Raw genomic sequence first — 17,345 nt, 5'->3', positions numbered from 1 at the left:
GCTCGACGATGAATCAGTTCCGTCTTGTACAGACCGTTGATGGTTTCAGCCAGCGCATTATCGTAGCTGTCGCCACGGCTCCCCACCGACGGTTCGATGCCAGCTTCGGCGAGTCGCTCCGTATAACGAATGGAAACATATTGCGCCCCCCTGTCCGAATGATGAATGAGGGCGTCGGACGCAGCGGGCCGACGGTCATATAAAGCTTGCTCCAAGGCGTCAAGAACGAAGTCTGTGNGCATCGCGCGGCTCAGCCGCCAACCGACAATACGCCGTGCGAAGACATCGATGACAAACGNGACATACACCCATCCCTGCCAGGTCGAGACATAGGTGAAGTCCGACACCCATAGCTGGTTCGGGCGCTGAGCCCTGAACACGCGTTGAACCCTGTCAAACGGGCATGGCGCGGATGTATCCGGCGTCGTTGTACGCACAGTCTTGCCGCGTCGTGCGCCTTGCAAACCCTGACGCTTCATTAGACGTTCTACCGTGCACCGTGCAACACGGATGCCCTCGCGGTTCATCTGTTTCCAGACCTTGTCGGCACCATAAACCTGCCAATTCGCGTTCCAGACCCGCTCAACCTCTGCCACCAGCCGGTCGTCGCGTTGGGCCCGTTCGCATCGCAGCGCCGGGTTGCGCTGCCGGGCCGCGTGGCGTCTGTAGCACGACGGGGCAATCTGCAAGACTTTGCAAATGGGCTCGACCCCGTATGCATCCCGATGGCCATCGATATACGCCTTCACGACTTCAAGCGGCGGTCGAGCTCCGCCTGCGCGAAAAACGCGCTGGCCGTCTTCAAAATATCGTTGGCGCGGCGTAGTTCCTTGACCTCGCGCTCCAGCGCCTTCAGGCGCTCTCGTTCGTCGCTTGACAGGTCTTCGCGCTGCCCCTTACCAACCTCGTCGCGCTTCACCCAATCCAGCAGCGTCTGCGGCACGCAGCCTATCTTCGGCGCGATGGACTCGACCGCTGCCCACAATGACGGGTACTCGCCACGGTGTTCCTGCACCATGCGCACGGCCCGCTCGCGCATCTCTGGGGAAAATTTGTTTGTCTTCGTCATGACACCATTCTCTCAAGAATTGGTGCCTCCTCAAAATCCGGGGCGATTCAGTTAGGCATCTCTTCATTTTTACGTTCGTCCATATGGCGGCGATTCGGCATGCTTCTCATCTTGTCTCGATGTCATGTCAACACGGTTATCTAACCTCCGCAATACGTTATCTTGAGACAAAGTAAATTTCCAATTAATTAATCGCGAAATCCCTATGATGATGATTGTTCATCAGTGCGCTTTGAATTATTTGATTTTTTAATATACCGCGCGGAAAACCATTGGCGAAGTGGAATATCGAATTTTTTCTCCAGAGCAACAGATGCTATAATCAGAAAAAAAAGAAAAACCATTCCATAAAATGGTGCATGCTTCTCGACCACACCTTTACCAATTCCAAAATAGGCAAGAGCAGCGAAAGGTGCTTGCAGTACGTAAGCTGGGTAACTTGCCGCTCCCAAAATAAGCATTGCCCGTCCCCAGCGCTTTGTCGTTCCTTCAATGCAATGCAATACCAATAACGGGAAAAAAAATATAACAGCAAGCACATCCGACAATGCATTTAATGATGAAAAATCTGGCATTATCATAATCGCCACTATACCTAAAAAAGCAAAAGCCGGTTTAATGGTGACATGCAAAACATTATTTATGTAATCTAGAAAAAAGCTTTTTTTCCTAAACATTAAAACACCAAGAAATATTCCAAATATTGATCGACCAAATGCGGCAACAACCGAAGCAAAATCGTTATTGAAACCGATATTCATATCACCATGCACCGTTGCAACACCAAAGACAATAAAAGCTGCACCCATAATTATCGCAAGAAGCAGTTTTGTACTTAGAACTGGTCGCACAATTGCATAAATTATGTTTACCAACAACTCGTAAAATAAAGACCAATATAGGCCATTAAGAGGAAATAATATTTCATTATTTTTTATGGGTGACGGAATAAAAAAAACATTCAATATAAACGATACAGAAATTTGCGGAATTGTCAGCAAATCAGCGTAGTGTGCCAAAATTGCACGCCCGGCGGCAATCGCTGCCGAGAAAATTAATGACAGGAAAAATATTGGATATAACCGCACCAGTCGAATAGAAACGAACTGTCTCTTATTTATTAGACCAGCACTTAGCTTTCCTTCGTATGCGTAAGCTATAACAAACCCGCTGAGTAGAAAAAATAGATCAACGGCGAGATATCCGTGAGCAGGTTGCCATCCCCAGAACTTCCCGGTATGAAGAATCACAACCAGCAGAGCTGCAATGCCTCGCAGGCCGTCGAGAAATATATACTTTTTATGATTCATTCCACATCTCTATGTAGTAAAGGGGCTTTGTATAAATTTGCCAAACATATATTTTTTCACATATGCACAGAATGGCAAAATAAATATAAAATATCTAAAAACTTACAAAAATTTTTACCTACTTTGCCATAATTGATTTCAAAAATTTTTGCGTACTCGCTAGATTAAAATAAAATTTTTACTTTCCTAACATGACATTTTGGAATTATTCTCAAAATATGGATTGAATTTTCACCCTGGAACGATACATGATCATGTCTGGCCATGGATGTTGACCTTGCATGAAACGCTTTCCCATTCGCCTTACTAAATAGGTTATTTTGATACGCAGAAATTTGTTGTATTGCGCTCATTTAATCGAAATATAACGCCGGATATTTCCGCAGGACACTATACTATAATATCAAAAATTTGAGGTATGGAATTAATTTTATTTTTTTACGTATCATTTTTAATACTTCACATTGCATTTGTTAGAGAATATTCCAATTTTAAAAATTATGAAAGACAATGTTTGCACTAGGCATAAATAAAAGTACAGTCAGCCGTTATCGAATCAGAAATCGCACCGCACCTTGGGACTTCGTCACGGCGAAGCGTGCTACACAGCGATACCGAACCGCTATAAATCATCGGCGTGATGGTTGAATATTGAGTGATCCCGGGACATCATCCGCAGTCAAGCATCAAGCCGCAGACGCACCAGACGCCTCCCCACCAAGCCCCCCAATAAACCGCCACAGCGCATCGTCGAGCGAATACGGCACGTTGAAACGAAACCACGCGCTGGGCGCATCCTCCAGCCGAAAATACGACCCGGGTGCGAGCCAGATGCCGTCCCGCAGCGCACGGGTCGCCGTCTCCGCTGCCGCGCCGGCATCGATCGGCAGACGTCCCCAGACGAAGAGCCCGGCCCGCGGCCGATGAAACAATTCGATGCCATGGGCGTCCATGCGCTCCTCGACCCTTGCGTGATCCTGTCGCAAACGCTCGGTGATGGTATCGAGATGACGCGCGTAACGCCCTTCGGCTATCACCTTCTCGACGATGCGCTCGCCGATGTCCGACGACGTCAAACCGACGGCCATTTTGGTACGCGCCAGCTCCCGCAGCACCGCCTGCTCGGCGACCACATAACCGCACCGCAGGGCCGGTGTGATCGACTTCGCGAACCCGCCCACGTACACCACGCGGCGCAGTCCTTCCAGCGCCGCCAGCAACGGCGCACCGGCAGGCGCCAGTTCGCGGCTCACGTCGTCCTCGACGACCCACATGCCATGGTGCTCCGCGATTTGCAGCACACGAAAGGCCGAAGCCATGCCGAATGTCGTGCCCGTCGGGTTCTGCAAGGTGGTATTGATAAAGATCGCCGTCGGCCGGTGCGCGATCACCTGCCGTTCCAATGCCTCGGTATCGAGGCCGGCCGGCGTGCGCGGCACGCCAACGACGCGCAGCCCGGCCAATCTCAATATCTGCAGCAGATTGCAATAGCATGGATCCTCGACCACGACGGTATCCCCCGCGCGCAGCAAAGTGCGTACGATCAAGTCAAGCGCCTGGGTGGCGCCCTGCGTGAGCAGCACATTGACGCCCGGATCAACGGGCAGCCCGTGGCTGCCCAATTGCTCGGCGACGCGCTCGCGCAATGGCGCGAAACCGAATGGCTGACCGTAGTCGGCGAGTCGCGCCCCGGGCACGCGACCGATCGCGCGCAATGCATGATGCATCCCGCTTTCATTGATCCATTCACCGGGCAACCAGCCACAGCCCGCCTTGATCGGCACCGAATGGTCGGCGAAAACGTCCGACAGCAGCCAACCGGCATTGAGCGCGGGCGGCTCCCATACCGTCGGCGATGGCCGCTCGGCAGTCACGCGACCGCCCCTGCTGTCCTGCCCGGCTTCGCCCGCAAAACTCACACGGTAGCCCGCTCCACGACGGGCGACGATAAGGCCCATGGACGCCAGTCGGCCGTACGCCTCCAATACCGTGAAAGTACTGAGTCCCTGCCCACGTGCCAGCTCGCGCACGGAAGGCAGGCGGCCACCGGCGCGCAGCGTCTTGCACGCGATCGCGTCTCGGAACGCTCGCACCAGCTGCTCGACCAGCGTCGCGGCGCCGGCGCGTGTGCCGCGGCGGTCCAGGGTGATGTCGAAATCGTTCATACCTGAAGCATAGCGCGAGCAGACCCTCATCAACACAGTTGCGAAATCAAGCCAACACAGTTTGGTAAAGTGTCGCGCAACTGTCTATGCCGCCAAAAATCGATCGACGCTAGAGTAAAGCCTTCCCTGGAGAACCGCACATGACCTCACGTCCCGTCATCAACGACATGTCCTCGTTCTGGATGCCGTTTACCGCCAATCGCCAATTCAAGTCCGCGCCGCGCCTGCTCGAATCGGCGAAGGGCATGTATTACCGCTCGTCCGACGGCCGCGAAGTCCTGGACGGATGTGCCGGCCTATGGTGCGTGAACGCCGGGCACGGCCGCGAGCAGATCGTATCGGCGGTGACCGCGCAGATGCAGACGATGGACTTCGCGCCTACCTTCCAGATGGCGCATCCGCTCGCCTTCAAGGCCGCCAGCAAGGTCGCCGAACTCATGCCGGAGGGACTCGACCGCATCTTTTTCACGAACTCCGGTTCGGAATCCGTGGATACCGCGTTGAAGATCGCGATCGCCTATCACCGCGCGCGTGGCGAAGGACAGCGTACCCGCTTGATCGGACGCGAGCGCGGTTATCACGGCGTGGGCTTCGGCGGCATCTCGGTCGGCGGCATCGGGCCGAACCGCAAAGCCTATTCCGGCAATCTGATCCCGGGCGTCGATCACCTGCCGCACACGCACAACCCCGAACACAACAGCTTCACCCAAGGCCAGCCGGTCTGGGGCGCGCATCTGGCGGAAGACCTCGAACGGCTGATCGCCCTGCACGATGCGTCGACGATCGCCGCCGTTATCGTCGAACCGGTCTCGGGCTCGACCGGCGTGCTGGTACCGCCCCAGGGTTATCTGCAAAAGCTGCGGGAAATCACCGCGAAGCACGGCATCCTACTGATCTTCGACGAGGTAATTACGGGATTCGGGCGCCTGGGCAAAGCCACCGCATCAGAATATTTCGGCGTGACGCCGGACATCCTGACGCTCGCCAAGGCGATCAACAACGCCGCCATCCCGATGGGCGCGGTCGCAGCGCATCGCAAAATTCACGATGCCATCGTCGACAGCAGTTCGCCGAATGCCATCGAACTTTTTCACGGCTATACCTATTCCGCACATCCGGCTGCCGCAGCAGCCTGCATCGCAACGCTCGACCTGTACCGCGGCGAAGGCCTGTTCGAGCGCGCGGCGGGCCTCGCGCCGTTTTTCGAGAAAACCGTGCATGCGCTGCGCGACGCGCCCTTCGTCAAGGACATCCGCAATCTCGGGCTGGTCGCGGGAATCGAACTGGAGTCGCGTCCCGGGGCGCCCGGCGCGCGGGCCTATGAAACATTCGTGAAGTGTTTCGAGGCGGGCGTGCTGATCCGTTACACCGGAGATATCCTGGCGTTCTCGCCACCGCTGATCATTGACGAGGCGCAAATTCACACCTTGTTCGATACGGTGCGCAAAGTGCTCGCGACGGTCGATTGATTGACGTGATGCTCGGGCACTGCAGGTCGTCGCTCGTCGGCCGCTCCTAGACATTGGCCCTAGCTGGCCGCCCTCGCCGGTCGCCCTAGAGGGCGTCTGGCGACAGCTCCGCATGCAGCAGCGCAGTGAGCCAAAAAGTCAGCGCGATCGCCACCCAGATATTCATGAACAACAGGGCGGAGCGCAGCGTGCGGGCCGATGTTTGTGCCGACGCGTTCAGCCCGTTCGCCTCTTTTCGCATGGTCCGGCCCATGTAGAACGACATCCCGATGCGAACGAGCAACGCGAAAATCGCGATGTAACGGCAGAGAGGCTCGATCATATCGGCAGACGCGAACGCCAGGAGGGGGTATGGGCAACGCGCCGGGACAGTCGGGCGAGATGCGGGATTGGCCTCGTGCCGGTCATCGCCAGCGGTGATTCGGGCAGCACGCCGATTTTCTGTCGCGTCCGGTGGCAAGGAGACTGTCCGCGGTCCATGGCACCTATGATCGCGATGTGGTTCATTGCTTTCATACTTCCCTCCTTCGAGAAACTCTCTCCACCCGCAGCCTGACAACGAGGCACCACATCGCCATAGAATCGCAGAGGGGGCAAAAGAGTTCGGTGCGAAGGCGCGCATTCAGCGCATTATCGCAGCGCCGAAAAGACGGTCTCGGGAGGCGACAAAGCAGTGCAAGGCATCGACGCCAAGCATGATGCATTTCGCATCGGATTGGCGCAAATAATAAATGCAACGTCCGCGACAGCGAACCCGATGGGCATCGGCCCGGCGGCCGTCGATCAACGCTCGGGTCCGTCCGCCTCGGGAGGTTCCCCGGATTGCGTCATGTGAACCGCCGATGCGCCCCGCCGGGGCGAATTCAGGTGATTCATCAAGGCTTCCGTCATTTTTCTGCAGTGCGCGGCCGGCGTGAAACTCGCCCGGGCTTTCGCCTGTCCCGCCATCGCGATGCGATGCGCCATCGCCAGGTCGTGCCGTAACGCCGTGATGGCGTTCGACAGAGCAGCAGCGTCGTCGGGGTTCACGAGCAATCCGGAGCGACCATCGTCGATGATTTCCGTCACACCGCCTGCCTTCGAGCCAATCACGGGTTTTCCGGCCAACATGCCCTCGACGATCACGCGGCCGAACGGTTCGGGTGCGATCGATGTATGCGCGACCACATCCATTGCGCGCATCATGCGCGGCACATCTGCCTGAAATCCGGCGAAGTGCACCCGTGCTTCGATACCGAGGCGCTTGACCTGCTGCTGCAATTGCTCTGCATACTTCTCGGAGCCGAAGAACGGCGCGCCGACGAGGACGGCATGCGTGTCAGCGTCGCGTGCAATGGCGTCGAGCAGTACGTGCTGCCCCTTCCACGGCGCCAGCCGGCTGAAGCAGCCCACCAGGAACGCATCCTTGGGAAGCCGGAACCGCTCGCGCAGGAGAGCGACCGGCTCGCTCTCCGCATGGTCGAAAGGCTCCGCGGGAATACCGTTGTACACCACCGGCAAGTGAGTTGGATCGAGTCCCGTCAGCTTCACCAAAGCATCGCGCGACGCCACGGAATTGCACACCACCCCGGACAGCAGGTGACGTGAAACGTATTTGATGACAAGCAGCTGGAATTTCCCGAAGTGCTCGCTGGTCATGATGTCGTGCAAATACCAAACGACCGGCCGCCGCGCGAATTTTCCGGCAAAGGCGCCGACGACGGCGGCCTTTTGTGTATTCGCGTAAATGATGTCGCACGATGTCGCGATCTTCGCGACCTGCTTGATCATGCCGATCACGCCACCGACGGCCTTCAACACGGAGCGGGACTGCCCGTCCTTCTTGACGCTGCTGACCGCGTGGGACGACACGATGTCGACCCGCCGATCAAGCGCGGCGAGTTTTTCCCGAAAAGGACCATCCTCGAACAGGATTGCCTGCCAGTCGAACTGCGCTCGCTCGCATAATTCGAGCATGGCGAATTCCGCACCGCCCATCTGTCCAGTTTGATCCAGCATCAGTACACGCATGACTTGCCTTTCTATCTTTTATCAAAAATCAACTGTTACTCAAGGCTCATCAATACGTACTGAAGATTCGGCTGAATTCACTCCAATGGCGTTCTGGACCGTTACTTCATTGTGTTGATATTGACTGCCAATCCACGTTCCGTGGCGTCTGTAGCAGACGTAGCGGACCGCCCAACCGGCCAGGCCCTGTGCGTGCGCCCCGCAACGGCATACCGACGTAAAAATGCGGTGACGGACTGAACACAGGATTCCGGCAAGAAGCGGGCCCGACCACGCAGCGCGGCATCTTTGCCCAGGCGCTCCGCGAACTCTGGGTTATTACGTAGCATTTGCATGCTTCGCAGCAAACTTTCCGGGTCTTCCGGTTTGACCAGGATACCGGACTTCATATGCTGGATGATTTCCGGGTTGGCTCCTACTCTGCTCGCGATGACCGGCAAGCTTGCCAGCATTCCCGAGACGACATTCCAATCGAAAGCCTCCGGCTGTGTCGAGGCATTGACGACCACATCGACGGCACGCATCAGCACAGGAACGTCGGCCTGCCGACCGACAAAGTGTACACGATGCGTTAAACCCAACTCCCGGATCTTCAGCTTCAGTTCGGCAGCGTACTGTTCAGCACCAGGGACCGTCTCGCCCGTCATCAACACATGCGTGTCCGCATCCCTCGCCAAGGCTTCGAGCACGACGTGCTGTCCTTTGCGCGGCGACAGGCGATCGAAACAGCCGATCAAATACGCCTCTTCCGGCAGACCAAACATCGACCGGGCATGGGCCTTCGAACAGCTCATGGCGCTGTCGAACGCCGCCGTGGTGACACCGGGATGAATGACTTCGATATGGGACGACCTCGCGCCCACCAGCGATACGAAGGATTTTTTCGCCGCGTGGGAGTGGCAAATCACACCGGATACCATCCACTTGGAAACGACACGCAGCACCTGCAACTCCCACTTGCTGACCTGTTTTTCGTCGATGATGTCTTGCACATACCAGACGACCGGGCGTCCCGCGAGAGCCCCTGCAAGGCCACCCGCGGCCATTGCGAGGGCGCTATGCCCACTCATGAGGACGACATCGGCAGCCTGGGCCGCCTTCGTCAGATGCTGCACGACGCCGCGGGCCTTCGGTGCGAAATTCAGCACGCCACGAAAAACCGCGCCATCGCGCAGCGTATCGAACCCGTGCGAGGCGACGATTTCCACGGATTTGCCCGGCGATTCGAATCGCGCCTTGCAGGACGCTTTCGCGAACAAGGCGGCGCTCCAGTCGAAGTTCGCATGCGTGCAAAGGTCGAACATCCCGCGCTCCGCCTCGCCCGTCTCGTCAGCCTGATGCAGCATTAGTACACGCATGATCAACGTCAGCCTATTTCAATAGTATTCAGCGATAGGGCAAGAGCGGCATCGATCTTTCGACCATGCACGGCCACCGGCGACTGGCTGGCATTCCTCCCATTGACATGGGATTACGCAGCGATTGAATGCAGTGTCGTCCTTGCGCACGCTGGCATCGGTACGTTCGCCCACATAGTGCAGTGAAAGCCACGCCATCTCCGCGCAACCTTGTTCTGACAGGCCACGGTCTTGCGCTTTTGCTACCGGCGCAATCGTCCTCGAATACCCGATCCAAGACGCATTACGACCGTTCCGCTGAAACAAAAATTAATGACGATTGTTGTCTAGGCTCGAATTTTTGTTGTAGTCTGTAAGGCATGAAAGCAAAGTATCTTCGATGTTTCATAAATTATCGGTAAGGAAATGGTAGGTGCCGCAATGTTTCACAGGTATCCGCCGAATCCCGATCAGTTCGCCGACAGCATCGGCATATTCCCAATAGAGTTCAGGTGAAGATAGTTGTCCGGAAGCTATCGCGCCACTTTCTGCCAAACCTTTAAGTGGACGAGACTTATATATGCCAACCCACGACCCAGACGAAAGACCGTCACCCGCCACGCATCCATGCGAAAAGCTCATCCTTGTCCTGGACCAAAGCGGCTCGCTAGGCGGGGCCGAGTTGTCCCTGCTTGAAGTCTGCAAGCGGATTCGCCACTTTTGCAATGTGGTCCTGTTTTCCGACGGTCCCTTCCGCCAGATCCTGCAGGATGCCAACGTCGATGTGACCGTGTCGAGCCCGCGCGGCTTTTCCAACCTGCACAAGCAAGGCGGCCGCACGCTGCCTGCCGGGGCCCTGCGCGGCGTCGTGAAACTCGCCTGGGAAGTCATCCGCCTGGCACGTTCGCATCGCCTGATCTATGCCAATACCCAGAAGGCGATGGTGATCGGCGCACTTGCCGGCGCGTTCTCCCATCGGCCCGTCGTGTGGCACTTGCGCGATATCGTCTCGCCCGATCACTTCGACCCCAACAAGCTGCGGGTCATCAAATGGCTGTCGAAATCGATGATCACGCATGTCATCGCGAATTCACAGGCTTCCGCCAAGGCACTCCAGGATCTGGCAGGATTGCCGCCGGATCGCATCAGCGTCATTTACAACGGGATCGATGCCGGCCCGTTCGATGCGGCGGCCAAAATACCGGTCGCCGTCTTGCGCCGGCGCTATGGCCTGCCGACCGAGGCTTTTCTGGTCGGTGCCTTCAGTCGTCTCGCAAAGTGGAAAGGGCAGCATGTTCTGCTGGAAGCAATCGCTAACAAACCTGGCGTCCATGCCGTCCTGGTTGGCGCCGCGCTTTTCGGTGAAGACGAATACGAAGCGCAGTTAAGAGAACAGGTCAAAACACTCGGCATCGAGGATCGGGTGCATTTCCTGGGTTTCCAAAGCGATATACCAGGCCTGATGCGCGCGATGGATATCGTGGCGCACACGTCCATCGCTTCCGAACCGTTTGGTCGCGTGATCGTCGAAGCCATGCTTGCCCGGCGGCCCATCATCGCCACCGCGGCGGGCGGCGCCCTGGAAATCATCACCGACCAGGTGGACGGATCATTCGTCGAGCCCGGCAACGTGCGCGATCTGTCGAGCAAGATCGATATGCTCCGGGAAAATCTCGACATGGTGGCGGAGCTTGTGGTACGTGCCTATGCGACGGCATGCGCGAACTTCAACCCGGACGTTTACTGCCAGGCGGTCGTCAAGCAGCTGGAAAGTGTCGGCGGGTTCAATCTGGCGACAAACTGCGTCGACTCGATGGCGATGTCTCGCGCGTGAGTCTGGGGTTCGGCGGCGACGCTCGCCGTCACGCCCATACCCTGCCCGTTCCGCAAAGCCGTATCGTATTTTTCCCCATTTAAACTTTCATGCGGTTTCCGTGGCGTCGCGCACAGTAGCGAAAGACGGCAATCGGTATCTTGTGAACATGCCGGCAGGAAACCAGGGACGCTCTGGGACATGACCTCCGGATGTACAGAGGATCACCACCATGATAGCCGTCTCCAATTTCTCCGAAATCAGGATTTTCCGACGCGTATTGGAATCGTTGGATACGCTACTGAATTCGCGCAAAGAAACGCCGAACGCCAAGCTGATGCAGGATGCCTGGCAGAAGGGCGCAAACGACGCCGTGGTCGATAAAAAACAGAATCCCTACCCGAAGGGAAGCGACCGATTCAATTCCTATGAAGACGGACACAAGTCGCAATGGTGGCTGAATTAACTGGCCTGATTGGCCAATTAAAGATAATTCCGTCGGGCCTGATCGTTTCACATACAGCACGGCACTTGTTTTTCCGGTAGCAAATCGAACGTACGCATCCGCACGACCGCAGGCAATAAAAATGATTCTGTAGAACTATATTAGATAGTTATGCAGAATATTATTTCCGGCATTGGCCGTTGATGGTCATGTTTCGACTTGCCTTCTCCGGACGGGCGCAGATTGCGCGTTCACACATCCTCGTCAAAACCGCACGGGCGATGAAGCAATAATTGCGCCAAGCCACTGACCGCCTCGGCCGAGTCACGCCTGACATCCATCCCGTAGACACGGAAAACGGCCTCCTCGAAGGGCATTTTCCACACGCCCGGTTTTCCAAGAAACAAAAAAACCATCCAAACAAGTATTTTTTACCTTTTCACGATTTTATGTTTGCCTAGGCAAATTTAAGTTATTTCATCCTTGATGCGGGCCAAAAACCCTCGTTTTACGGACAACCGTTGTGTTCTAGACGATTTTTTTTCGGAGCAGGCACGAATTTTCGTCGTTAAAAGTTAACGGTTTCAGCTCCAGACTCGTTTTTTCGCATTTTTTCCGGTAATTAATTCCTCATTTTGCTTCCCGCGTAGAAGTGGGGGGTAATGCCACCTCTATTCCTCGTTTCGCCACGAATCTGCGCGAAATATCCTAGCCCCAATCCTAGAAACAAGTCCCCGATCCAGACGCTGCGCTGGGCCGGGTTGTGTTCCTGAAGCGGGCGCTCGCTCTGGAAACGCTTGACGGTGGGAACGCTGAAGAAACCCTCACGAAAGGGTCACGAAACACCGGAGTCCCAATCATTCGCGCACAAGAGGCCGCGGCTACTGTTTAGAGAGTGTGACAATCATGAGGCGTGTTTCCAAGAATTCTTTCCGTACGGCGTTATCCGCCCTTCCCCTGGCTGCGTTCCTCGCAGGCTGTGGCGGAGGAGGCGGTAGTAGCACTGCTGCGACAGCCACGACCGCAGCGACTACGACTGCGGCGACGACCACTGCCACGACAACGTCTGCCGCTACGGCAGCTGCGTCGCTGGCCACCACCGGCCCCACCAACGCACTGACCACCACCTCGAGCACCACCACGGTACTTCCTCTGGAAGTCATGGGCGCCACGGGCACGATCGTCACCGTCAAGGTGCCCGCCGCCAGCGGCAGCACGGCGACGAAGCTGTGGATGCAGGTCAACAACCTGTCCTATGACAACAAGGCATCCGTTCAAATCAACGGCGGGGCCTGGATCAGCCTGACCAATGCCGCGGTTTCCATTCAAGGCTCGGGCAAATACTACGGCGGCATTGGCGGCGGATTCGATACGCTGAAGCTGACCGTACCCATCACCGGCGGTGTAAACGGCACCAATACCATTAGCTTTCGCTTCAATGGCAGCGATGGCGTGTCGTCCGGCTACCGCGTGCTGGCATTAAATCTGCAAAACTCCAGTGGAACGTCGCTGGTCGCATCGACTGCTTTCACGCAGGACGACCCCACCGCGTGGGTCGCGCCGGAAACCGATTCGGCGAACATCGCCGCGGGCCTGGCACTGTGGCAAACGGCGACGCTGACCGATTCATCGCTGACCACCTCGACGATCCAGGCGCATTGCATGGACTGTCACGCGGCCAATGGCTCCGACCTGCAGCGCTTCAACTACTCGAACTATGCCATCGTGATGCGTTCGCAGTATCACGGTCTGTCGCAAGCGCAGGGCCTGCAGATTGCCAGCTATATCCGTAGCCTGACGGCGACGCTGGGTGTACCGGGAACACATTGCCGCCCCTGGAATCCGCCTTACCAGCCGGGCCCGGGACTTGATGCGGGCGATGTCAAGAACTGGACCTGCGGCGCGGGATTGGAAGCGGTGAGCGACAACGATATCGATACGCTGAACACTATTTTCCCGAACGGCATCACCAAAACGGCGATTGCTCCGGCAGGTCATTTGAACGCTCGGGAAATTCCGATTTCCCTGCAACTGCCGGACTGGAACCACTGGGTGCCCCATATTCATCCGAAGGATGCATGGGGCAGCTACTTTACCAGTTCTAATTTGGACAAAGAGTACAACGGTGACGGTACGGGCACTTCCACGTATAATTTGCGTGCGAAACTGACGGCCGGCGGCACCGCATACTCGCAACAGAAATCTGGCAGCTTCTTCCAGGATATATATTATTGGGGAGTGGAATTCGGCGAGCGGTTCGCGCCTTCCGGTTGGGGCACGCCCGGCGCATACACGATCGCACAGCAGCAAAATATCTACGGCACGGCGCAGTGGCAACTCATCAAGTCATGGGAACTGGCGCAGGATTTCAATCTAGAGACCAATTGCCCGATTGCATGGACAACGGAAGGCGCCCCGGCCTCGAAGCTGGAAGCGCGCGGCTGGTGCGGTTATTGGCGCTTCCTTTTCAACGTATCGCCGCACATGCTGAACTTTCCGCCTGCCAACAGCATGTTCGGCAGTACTGTTGGTCACTATACAAAAGCAAACCAGTGGTACGAAATGCAACTTCTGCTCAATCCGGGCAACGGCGTGCATAACGTTCACTTGCCGGTGGACTGGCAGTATGTGTATGGCGTGATCGATAACTTGTCGGCAGCCTCAGGACGATTGGAACCAGCGCGCAATCTGTTGTTCGTGACGAAAGGTGCGCAGGAAATGGACAATGGCGTGGGTGTGGCCAATGTCAACCAAGGGTGGACGACCCGGGACACAAGTCCGCTCGATGTCTGGAAATCCGGTCAAAGCGGCATTTGGAAAGGCACCGCTAGCGCAACTGAGTTGGCCGTCGTTAATGCTTATTTGTCAAATTGGACGGATGTATCGAATTCGTTCAACATAAACGTCTGGGCACGGATCACTTCCTCAACGGAGGGCTGCGGAATAAGCATTCGTGAACTTTGCTGGAGCGATTATGTTCCCAATACACTCGAAGGTCCCACGCCGACGTTGACCAACTTCCCGACTTATGCGTACAACCAGATTTCGTTGATGCGCAAGGACGGTGTGGACGGCTCAGAATTGAACCGCTTCGCAAAATGGTTGAATACGGCTTATCCCAGTGGAGGCTATCTTTCCTTGGTTCAATAGTAAGCGTCCAGGCAAGGCATCTTGCCTGGTGGATATTGGCTGAGTTCGAAGCAGATGAAGCACGGGATGCGGTAGCTGTCAGGGTAGTTGTCACCTCGAAGGCTGGAGTTAGGCAGCGCGGCAGGCCTGTTTTTCGTGCTGCGCAGTGCCTCTCACGCTGTCGATTCGGTCCGGGTTCAAATGCATGACATCAACGCGCTGCCAGTTGCGTGTGCGGGTTTTCCAGCGCAGCGGATGACGCTGCCGTGTAGTCTCGTAAAGAACCGCTCGGCAATCCAGAATTTCTCGATCCAGGTTGGCGTGACGTTGTGCCGGCGTCACGAACCGGATCGCGCCGTGATGATGCTCCTCGTTGTGCCGGCGCACCAATGCACCCACCCAGGCGCGCGCGGCGCGAGGCCATCGAACGCCTCAAGGGGGCCGGCCGGCCGGTATTTGAGGGTTTTGAACAGCGATTCGGAATAGGGATTGTCGTTGCTCACGCCCGGGCGGCTCAGCGAGGGCATGACGCCCAGCGCCTGAAGCGTGGCAAGCGGGCCTGTCAGGATTTTTGTGTGCGAGGCGGGTGAAGCTGGCCATGCTGTCCCGGGCAGTGCATTAATCGTAAATTAGAAATAGGGTCTGGTGAAGCGCTCCTCGTACAGAATCGCAAATTGATTCATGGCGCTTTTCCAGTCGTGCGCGGCGCGGCTCCAGTCGGCGGTGATGTTGCGCAGGACCAGCCATAGCAGCTTGGTCGCCGCGTCGTCACTTGGGAAGTGGCCGCGCGTTTTGATGATCTTTCGCAGGCTGGCGTTCACGCTTTCGATGGCGTTGGTGGTGTAAATCACTTTGCGTACGGCCGGCGGGAACGTGAAGAAGGGAATCACGCGTTCCCAGGCCCGTCGCCAGGACGCAGCTACCGTCGGGTAGCGGCGCCCCCACTCGCCGCTATCGAAGGCATCCAGCTCGGCTTGCGCCATCTCGGCACTCGCTGCTGTGTATACCGGCTTGAGCGCGGCGGCGAGCGCCTTGCGGTCCTTCCAGTTGGCGTAATCCAGGCTGCTGCGGATCAAATGTACGATGCAGGTCTGTAGCGTCGTCTGCGGGAACACCGCGCCCAGCGCCTGTTCCATGCCTTGCAGGCCGTCCGTGACAGCGATGAGCATGACCTGCACGCCACGTGTCTTCAGGTCGTTGAAGACCTTCATCCAGAACTTGGCGCCCTCGGTGTTCTCGATCCACAAGCCCAGGATATCGCGCGTGCCGTCAGGCAGAATTGCCAGCGCGAGGTAGACCGCCTTGTTGCGTACCAAGCCGTCGGAGCGGATCTTGACACGCAGTGCATCGAAGAAGACCACGGGGTACATGGGTTCGAGCGGCCGGGATTGCCAGGCGAGCACTTCGTCCATCACGGCATCGGTGACCGAGCTGACGAACTCTGGGGAGACCTCGGTGCCGTACTGCTCCAGCAGGAACGCCTGGATATCGCGCACAGTCATGCCCCGCGCGTACATCGCGATGATCTTGTCGTCGAAGCCCGTGAAGCGCCGTTCGTGCTTCGGGATCAGGATCGGCTCGAAGCTGGCGTTGCGGTCTCGCGGGATCTGCAACGCCAACGGGCCATCGTCCGTGAGAACGGTCTTGGCGCTGCGGCCGTTGCGCTGGTTCGTGGTCTCGGGCGGCCGTTCGGTGCCGATGGCGTAACCGAGGTGGTGGCCCATCTCAGCGCCCAAGGCCCGCTCGATCAGGGCCTTCTTGAACGCCATCGCAGCGTCCTGGACGGCTTCGGCCGTCATCGGTCCTTTTACGAACTGGTCGACCAGTTCCTGGGGAATCGCGGGCGGTTCCCGCGGCGGTGTCTTCGGTTTGCGTGCCATGGCTGTGCATCGTCCTTTTTCGACATGTCAGCCCCGCACACAAAATTTATGACAGTCCCTGGCAAGCATCGTCGCGCCTTTCATCGGGCCACCGTTATCAGAATGCAACGTCACCTGCTCGGCGCGTATCGCTTCTCGCGCGCACAGATCACGCAGCACTTCGCTGGCCAGCACGCTGCTTTCCTCGGCGTAGACCTGCCAGGCGACGATTTTGCGGCTGAATATGTCGAGAAACAGGTACAGATAAAAATACTGTCCCGGATTGTCGTGGGCAGATAGGTGATGTCCCAGGAATACAATTGGTTCCGCGCATCGGCATGCACCGCGCGGGGCTTGCTGCGGGTCTGTGCCGGCGCTCGCTACGCCGGTGGGCGAGTTGTTGCTCCGCCTTCAGAATCCGGTAAAACATCGATTCCGAGGCAATATAGCGTTGCTGGTTGGCCAATCGCGCCACGATCTGGCTGGGCGGCAGATGAGCGAATTCAGGCGAGTTCGCCACGGCCAGCAACTCGGCTCGTTCCTCGGCGCACAGCTTGTGACGGGGTTCGTGCTGACGCCAGGCACGCCGATCCACCGCGTCAGGTTCGCCGCGCGGCCAGCGTTGAACGGTGCGCGCGCTGAGCCCCAGGACGGCGCAGGCGCGTGCCTGACGCGCCCCGGCCAGGCACGCCTCGCCGAGCAAGCCGAGCAAGCCGAGCAAGCCGAGCAAGGTTTAGCG

General features: G+C 57.2%; 13 protein-coding genes, 1 pseudogene and 1 other annotated feature. Of the genes and pseudogenes, 4 read left to right on the top strand and 10 right to left on the bottom strand.

The genetic code is table 11. The annotated features are described in order from the left end of the window. From OVY01_RS21965 to OVY01_RS21955, 3 genes and pseudogenes are all read right to left on the bottom strand, one after another. Positions 1-1,069: pseudogene (locus tag OVY01_RS21965) on the bottom strand (IS3 family transposase); the annotation flags it as partial. Then, positions 675-791: a sequence feature (AL1L pseudoknot), on the bottom strand. Its footprint overlaps the pseudogene before it by 117 nt. Positions 1,070-1,272: 203 nt before the next feature. Next, positions 1,273-2,379 carry an acyltransferase family protein gene (locus OVY01_RS21960; protein WP_267849746.1) on the bottom strand — a complete coding sequence of 369 codons (1,107 nt, stop codon included), beginning with the start codon at positions 2,377-2,379 and terminating at the stop codon, positions 1,273-1,275. 686 nt (positions 2,380-3,065) lie between these two features. After that, entirely contained in the window at positions 3,066-4,544 is a 1,479-nt protein-coding gene (locus OVY01_RS21955) for an aminotransferase-like domain-containing protein (RefSeq protein ID WP_267849745.1), read from the bottom strand. Between the two features lie 140 nt (positions 4,545-4,684). Between OVY01_RS21955 and aptA the strand changes: the two genes are divergently transcribed. Next, complete coding sequence (aptA, locus tag OVY01_RS21950) at positions 4,685-6,013, top strand: omega-aminotransferase AptA (protein ID WP_267849744.1); 1,329 nt, start codon at positions 4,685-4,687, stop codon at positions 6,011-6,013. A gap of 85 nt (positions 6,014-6,098) precedes the next feature. On the opposite strand, the gene OVY01_RS21945 is transcribed toward aptA, so the two are convergent. The 3 genes from OVY01_RS21945 to OVY01_RS21935 all read right to left on the bottom strand — a co-directional run bounded on the left by OVY01_RS21945 (position 6,099) and on the right by OVY01_RS21935 (position 9,369). After that, entirely contained in the window at positions 6,099-6,335 is a 237-nt protein-coding gene (locus tag OVY01_RS21945; protein WP_267849743.1) for a hypothetical protein, read from the bottom strand. A gap of 461 nt (positions 6,336-6,796) precedes the next feature. Beyond that, complete coding sequence (locus OVY01_RS21940) at positions 6,797-7,813, bottom strand: glycosyltransferase family 4 protein (protein ID WP_267849742.1); 1,017 nt, start codon at positions 7,811-7,813, stop codon at positions 6,797-6,799. A gap of 311 nt (positions 7,814-8,124) precedes the next feature. Then, a complete protein-coding gene (locus OVY01_RS21935) occupies positions 8,125-9,369 on the bottom strand; it encodes a glycosyltransferase family 4 protein (RefSeq protein WP_267849741.1) in 1,245 nt (414 codons plus the stop codon). Positions 9,370-10,042: 673 nt separating this feature from the next. Here OVY01_RS21935 and OVY01_RS21930 point away from each other — a divergent pair. The 3 genes from OVY01_RS21930 (at position 10,043) to OVY01_RS21920 (ending at position 14,768) form a co-directional block, all read left to right on the top strand. Next, a complete protein-coding gene (locus tag OVY01_RS21930; protein WP_267849739.1) occupies positions 10,043-11,194 on the top strand; it encodes a glycosyltransferase family 4 protein in 1,152 nt (383 codons plus the stop codon). Positions 11,195-11,405: 211 nt separating this feature from the next. Continuing rightward, positions 11,406-11,639, top strand: coding sequence for a hypothetical protein (locus OVY01_RS21925; protein ID WP_267849738.1), 234 nt, complete (start codon positions 11,406-11,408; stop codon positions 11,637-11,639). A 1,140-nt stretch (positions 11,640-12,779) separates the two neighbouring features. Further along, a complete protein-coding gene (locus tag OVY01_RS21920) occupies positions 12,780-14,768 on the top strand; it encodes a hypothetical protein (protein ID WP_267849737.1) in 1,989 nt (662 codons plus the stop codon). 317 nt (positions 14,769-15,085) lie between these two features. On the opposite strand, the gene OVY01_RS21915 is transcribed toward OVY01_RS21920, so the two are convergent. The 4 genes from OVY01_RS21915 to OVY01_RS21905 all read right to left on the bottom strand — a co-directional run bounded on the left by OVY01_RS21915 (position 15,086) and on the right by OVY01_RS21905 (position 17,336). Then, entirely contained in the window at positions 15,086-15,274 is a 189-nt protein-coding gene (locus OVY01_RS21915; RefSeq protein ID WP_267849735.1) for a hypothetical protein, read from the bottom strand. A gap of 102 nt (positions 15,275-15,376) precedes the next feature. After that, positions 15,377-16,627, bottom strand: a complete 1,251-nt coding sequence (locus OVY01_RS21910; protein WP_267849734.1) for an IS256 family transposase — start codon at positions 16,625-16,627, stop codon at positions 15,377-15,379. Between the two features lie 27 nt (positions 16,628-16,654). Further along, positions 16,655-16,837, bottom strand: a complete 183-nt coding sequence (locus tag OVY01_RS23390; RefSeq protein WP_432422298.1) for a hypothetical protein — start codon at positions 16,835-16,837, stop codon at positions 16,655-16,657. Beyond that, positions 16,776-17,336: a helix-turn-helix domain-containing protein gene (locus OVY01_RS21905; protein WP_267849732.1), complete on the bottom strand. Its 561-nt coding sequence runs from the start codon at positions 17,334-17,336 to the stop codon at positions 16,776-16,778. Before OVY01_RS21905 ends, OVY01_RS23390 begins: the two co-directional genes overlap by 62 nt. Positions 17,337-17,345 lie beyond the last annotated feature (9 nt).

It is taken from the genome of Robbsia betulipollinis, assembly GCF_026624755.1.
Lineage (GTDB): Bacteria > Pseudomonadota > Gammaproteobacteria > Burkholderiales > Burkholderiaceae > Robbsia > Robbsia betulipollinis.
Note: the sequence above shows the minus strand (reverse complement) of the source record. Positions and strands in the feature narration are given on the sequence as shown.

What these genes read in the sequence shown, in the direction of transcription:
- OVY01_RS21915 (WP_267849735.1), bottom strand. Translation starts at nt 15,274, where the DNA reads ATGCCCTCGCTGAGCCGCCCGGGCGTGAGCAACGACAATCCCTATTCC.
- OVY01_RS21945 (WP_267849743.1), bottom strand. Translation starts at nt 6,335, where the DNA reads ATGATCGAGCCTCTCTGCCGTTACATCGCGATTTTCGCGTTGCTCGTT.
- aptA (WP_267849744.1), top strand. Translation starts at nt 4,685, where the DNA reads ATGACCTCACGTCCCGTCATCAACGACATGTCCTCGTTCTGGATGCCG.
- OVY01_RS21910 (WP_267849734.1), bottom strand. Translation starts at nt 16,627, where the DNA reads ATGGCACGCAAACCGAAGACACCGCCGCGGGAACCGCCCGCGATTCCC.
- OVY01_RS21925 (WP_267849738.1), top strand. Translation starts at nt 11,406, where the DNA reads ATGATAGCCGTCTCCAATTTCTCCGAAATCAGGATTTTCCGACGCGTA.
- OVY01_RS21960 (WP_267849746.1), bottom strand. Translation starts at nt 2,379, where the DNA reads ATGAATCATAAAAAGTATATATTTCTCGACGGCCTGCGAGGCATTGCA.
- OVY01_RS21920 (WP_267849737.1), top strand. Translation starts at nt 12,780, where the DNA reads ATGGGCGCCACGGGCACGATCGTCACCGTCAAGGTGCCCGCCGCCAGC.
- OVY01_RS21955 (WP_267849745.1), bottom strand. Translation starts at nt 4,544, where the DNA reads ATGAACGATTTCGACATCACCCTGGACCGCCGCGGCACACGCGCCGGC.
- OVY01_RS21935 (WP_267849741.1), bottom strand. Translation starts at nt 9,369, where the DNA reads ATGCTGCATCAGGCTGACGAGACGGGCGAGGCGGAGCGCGGGATGTTC.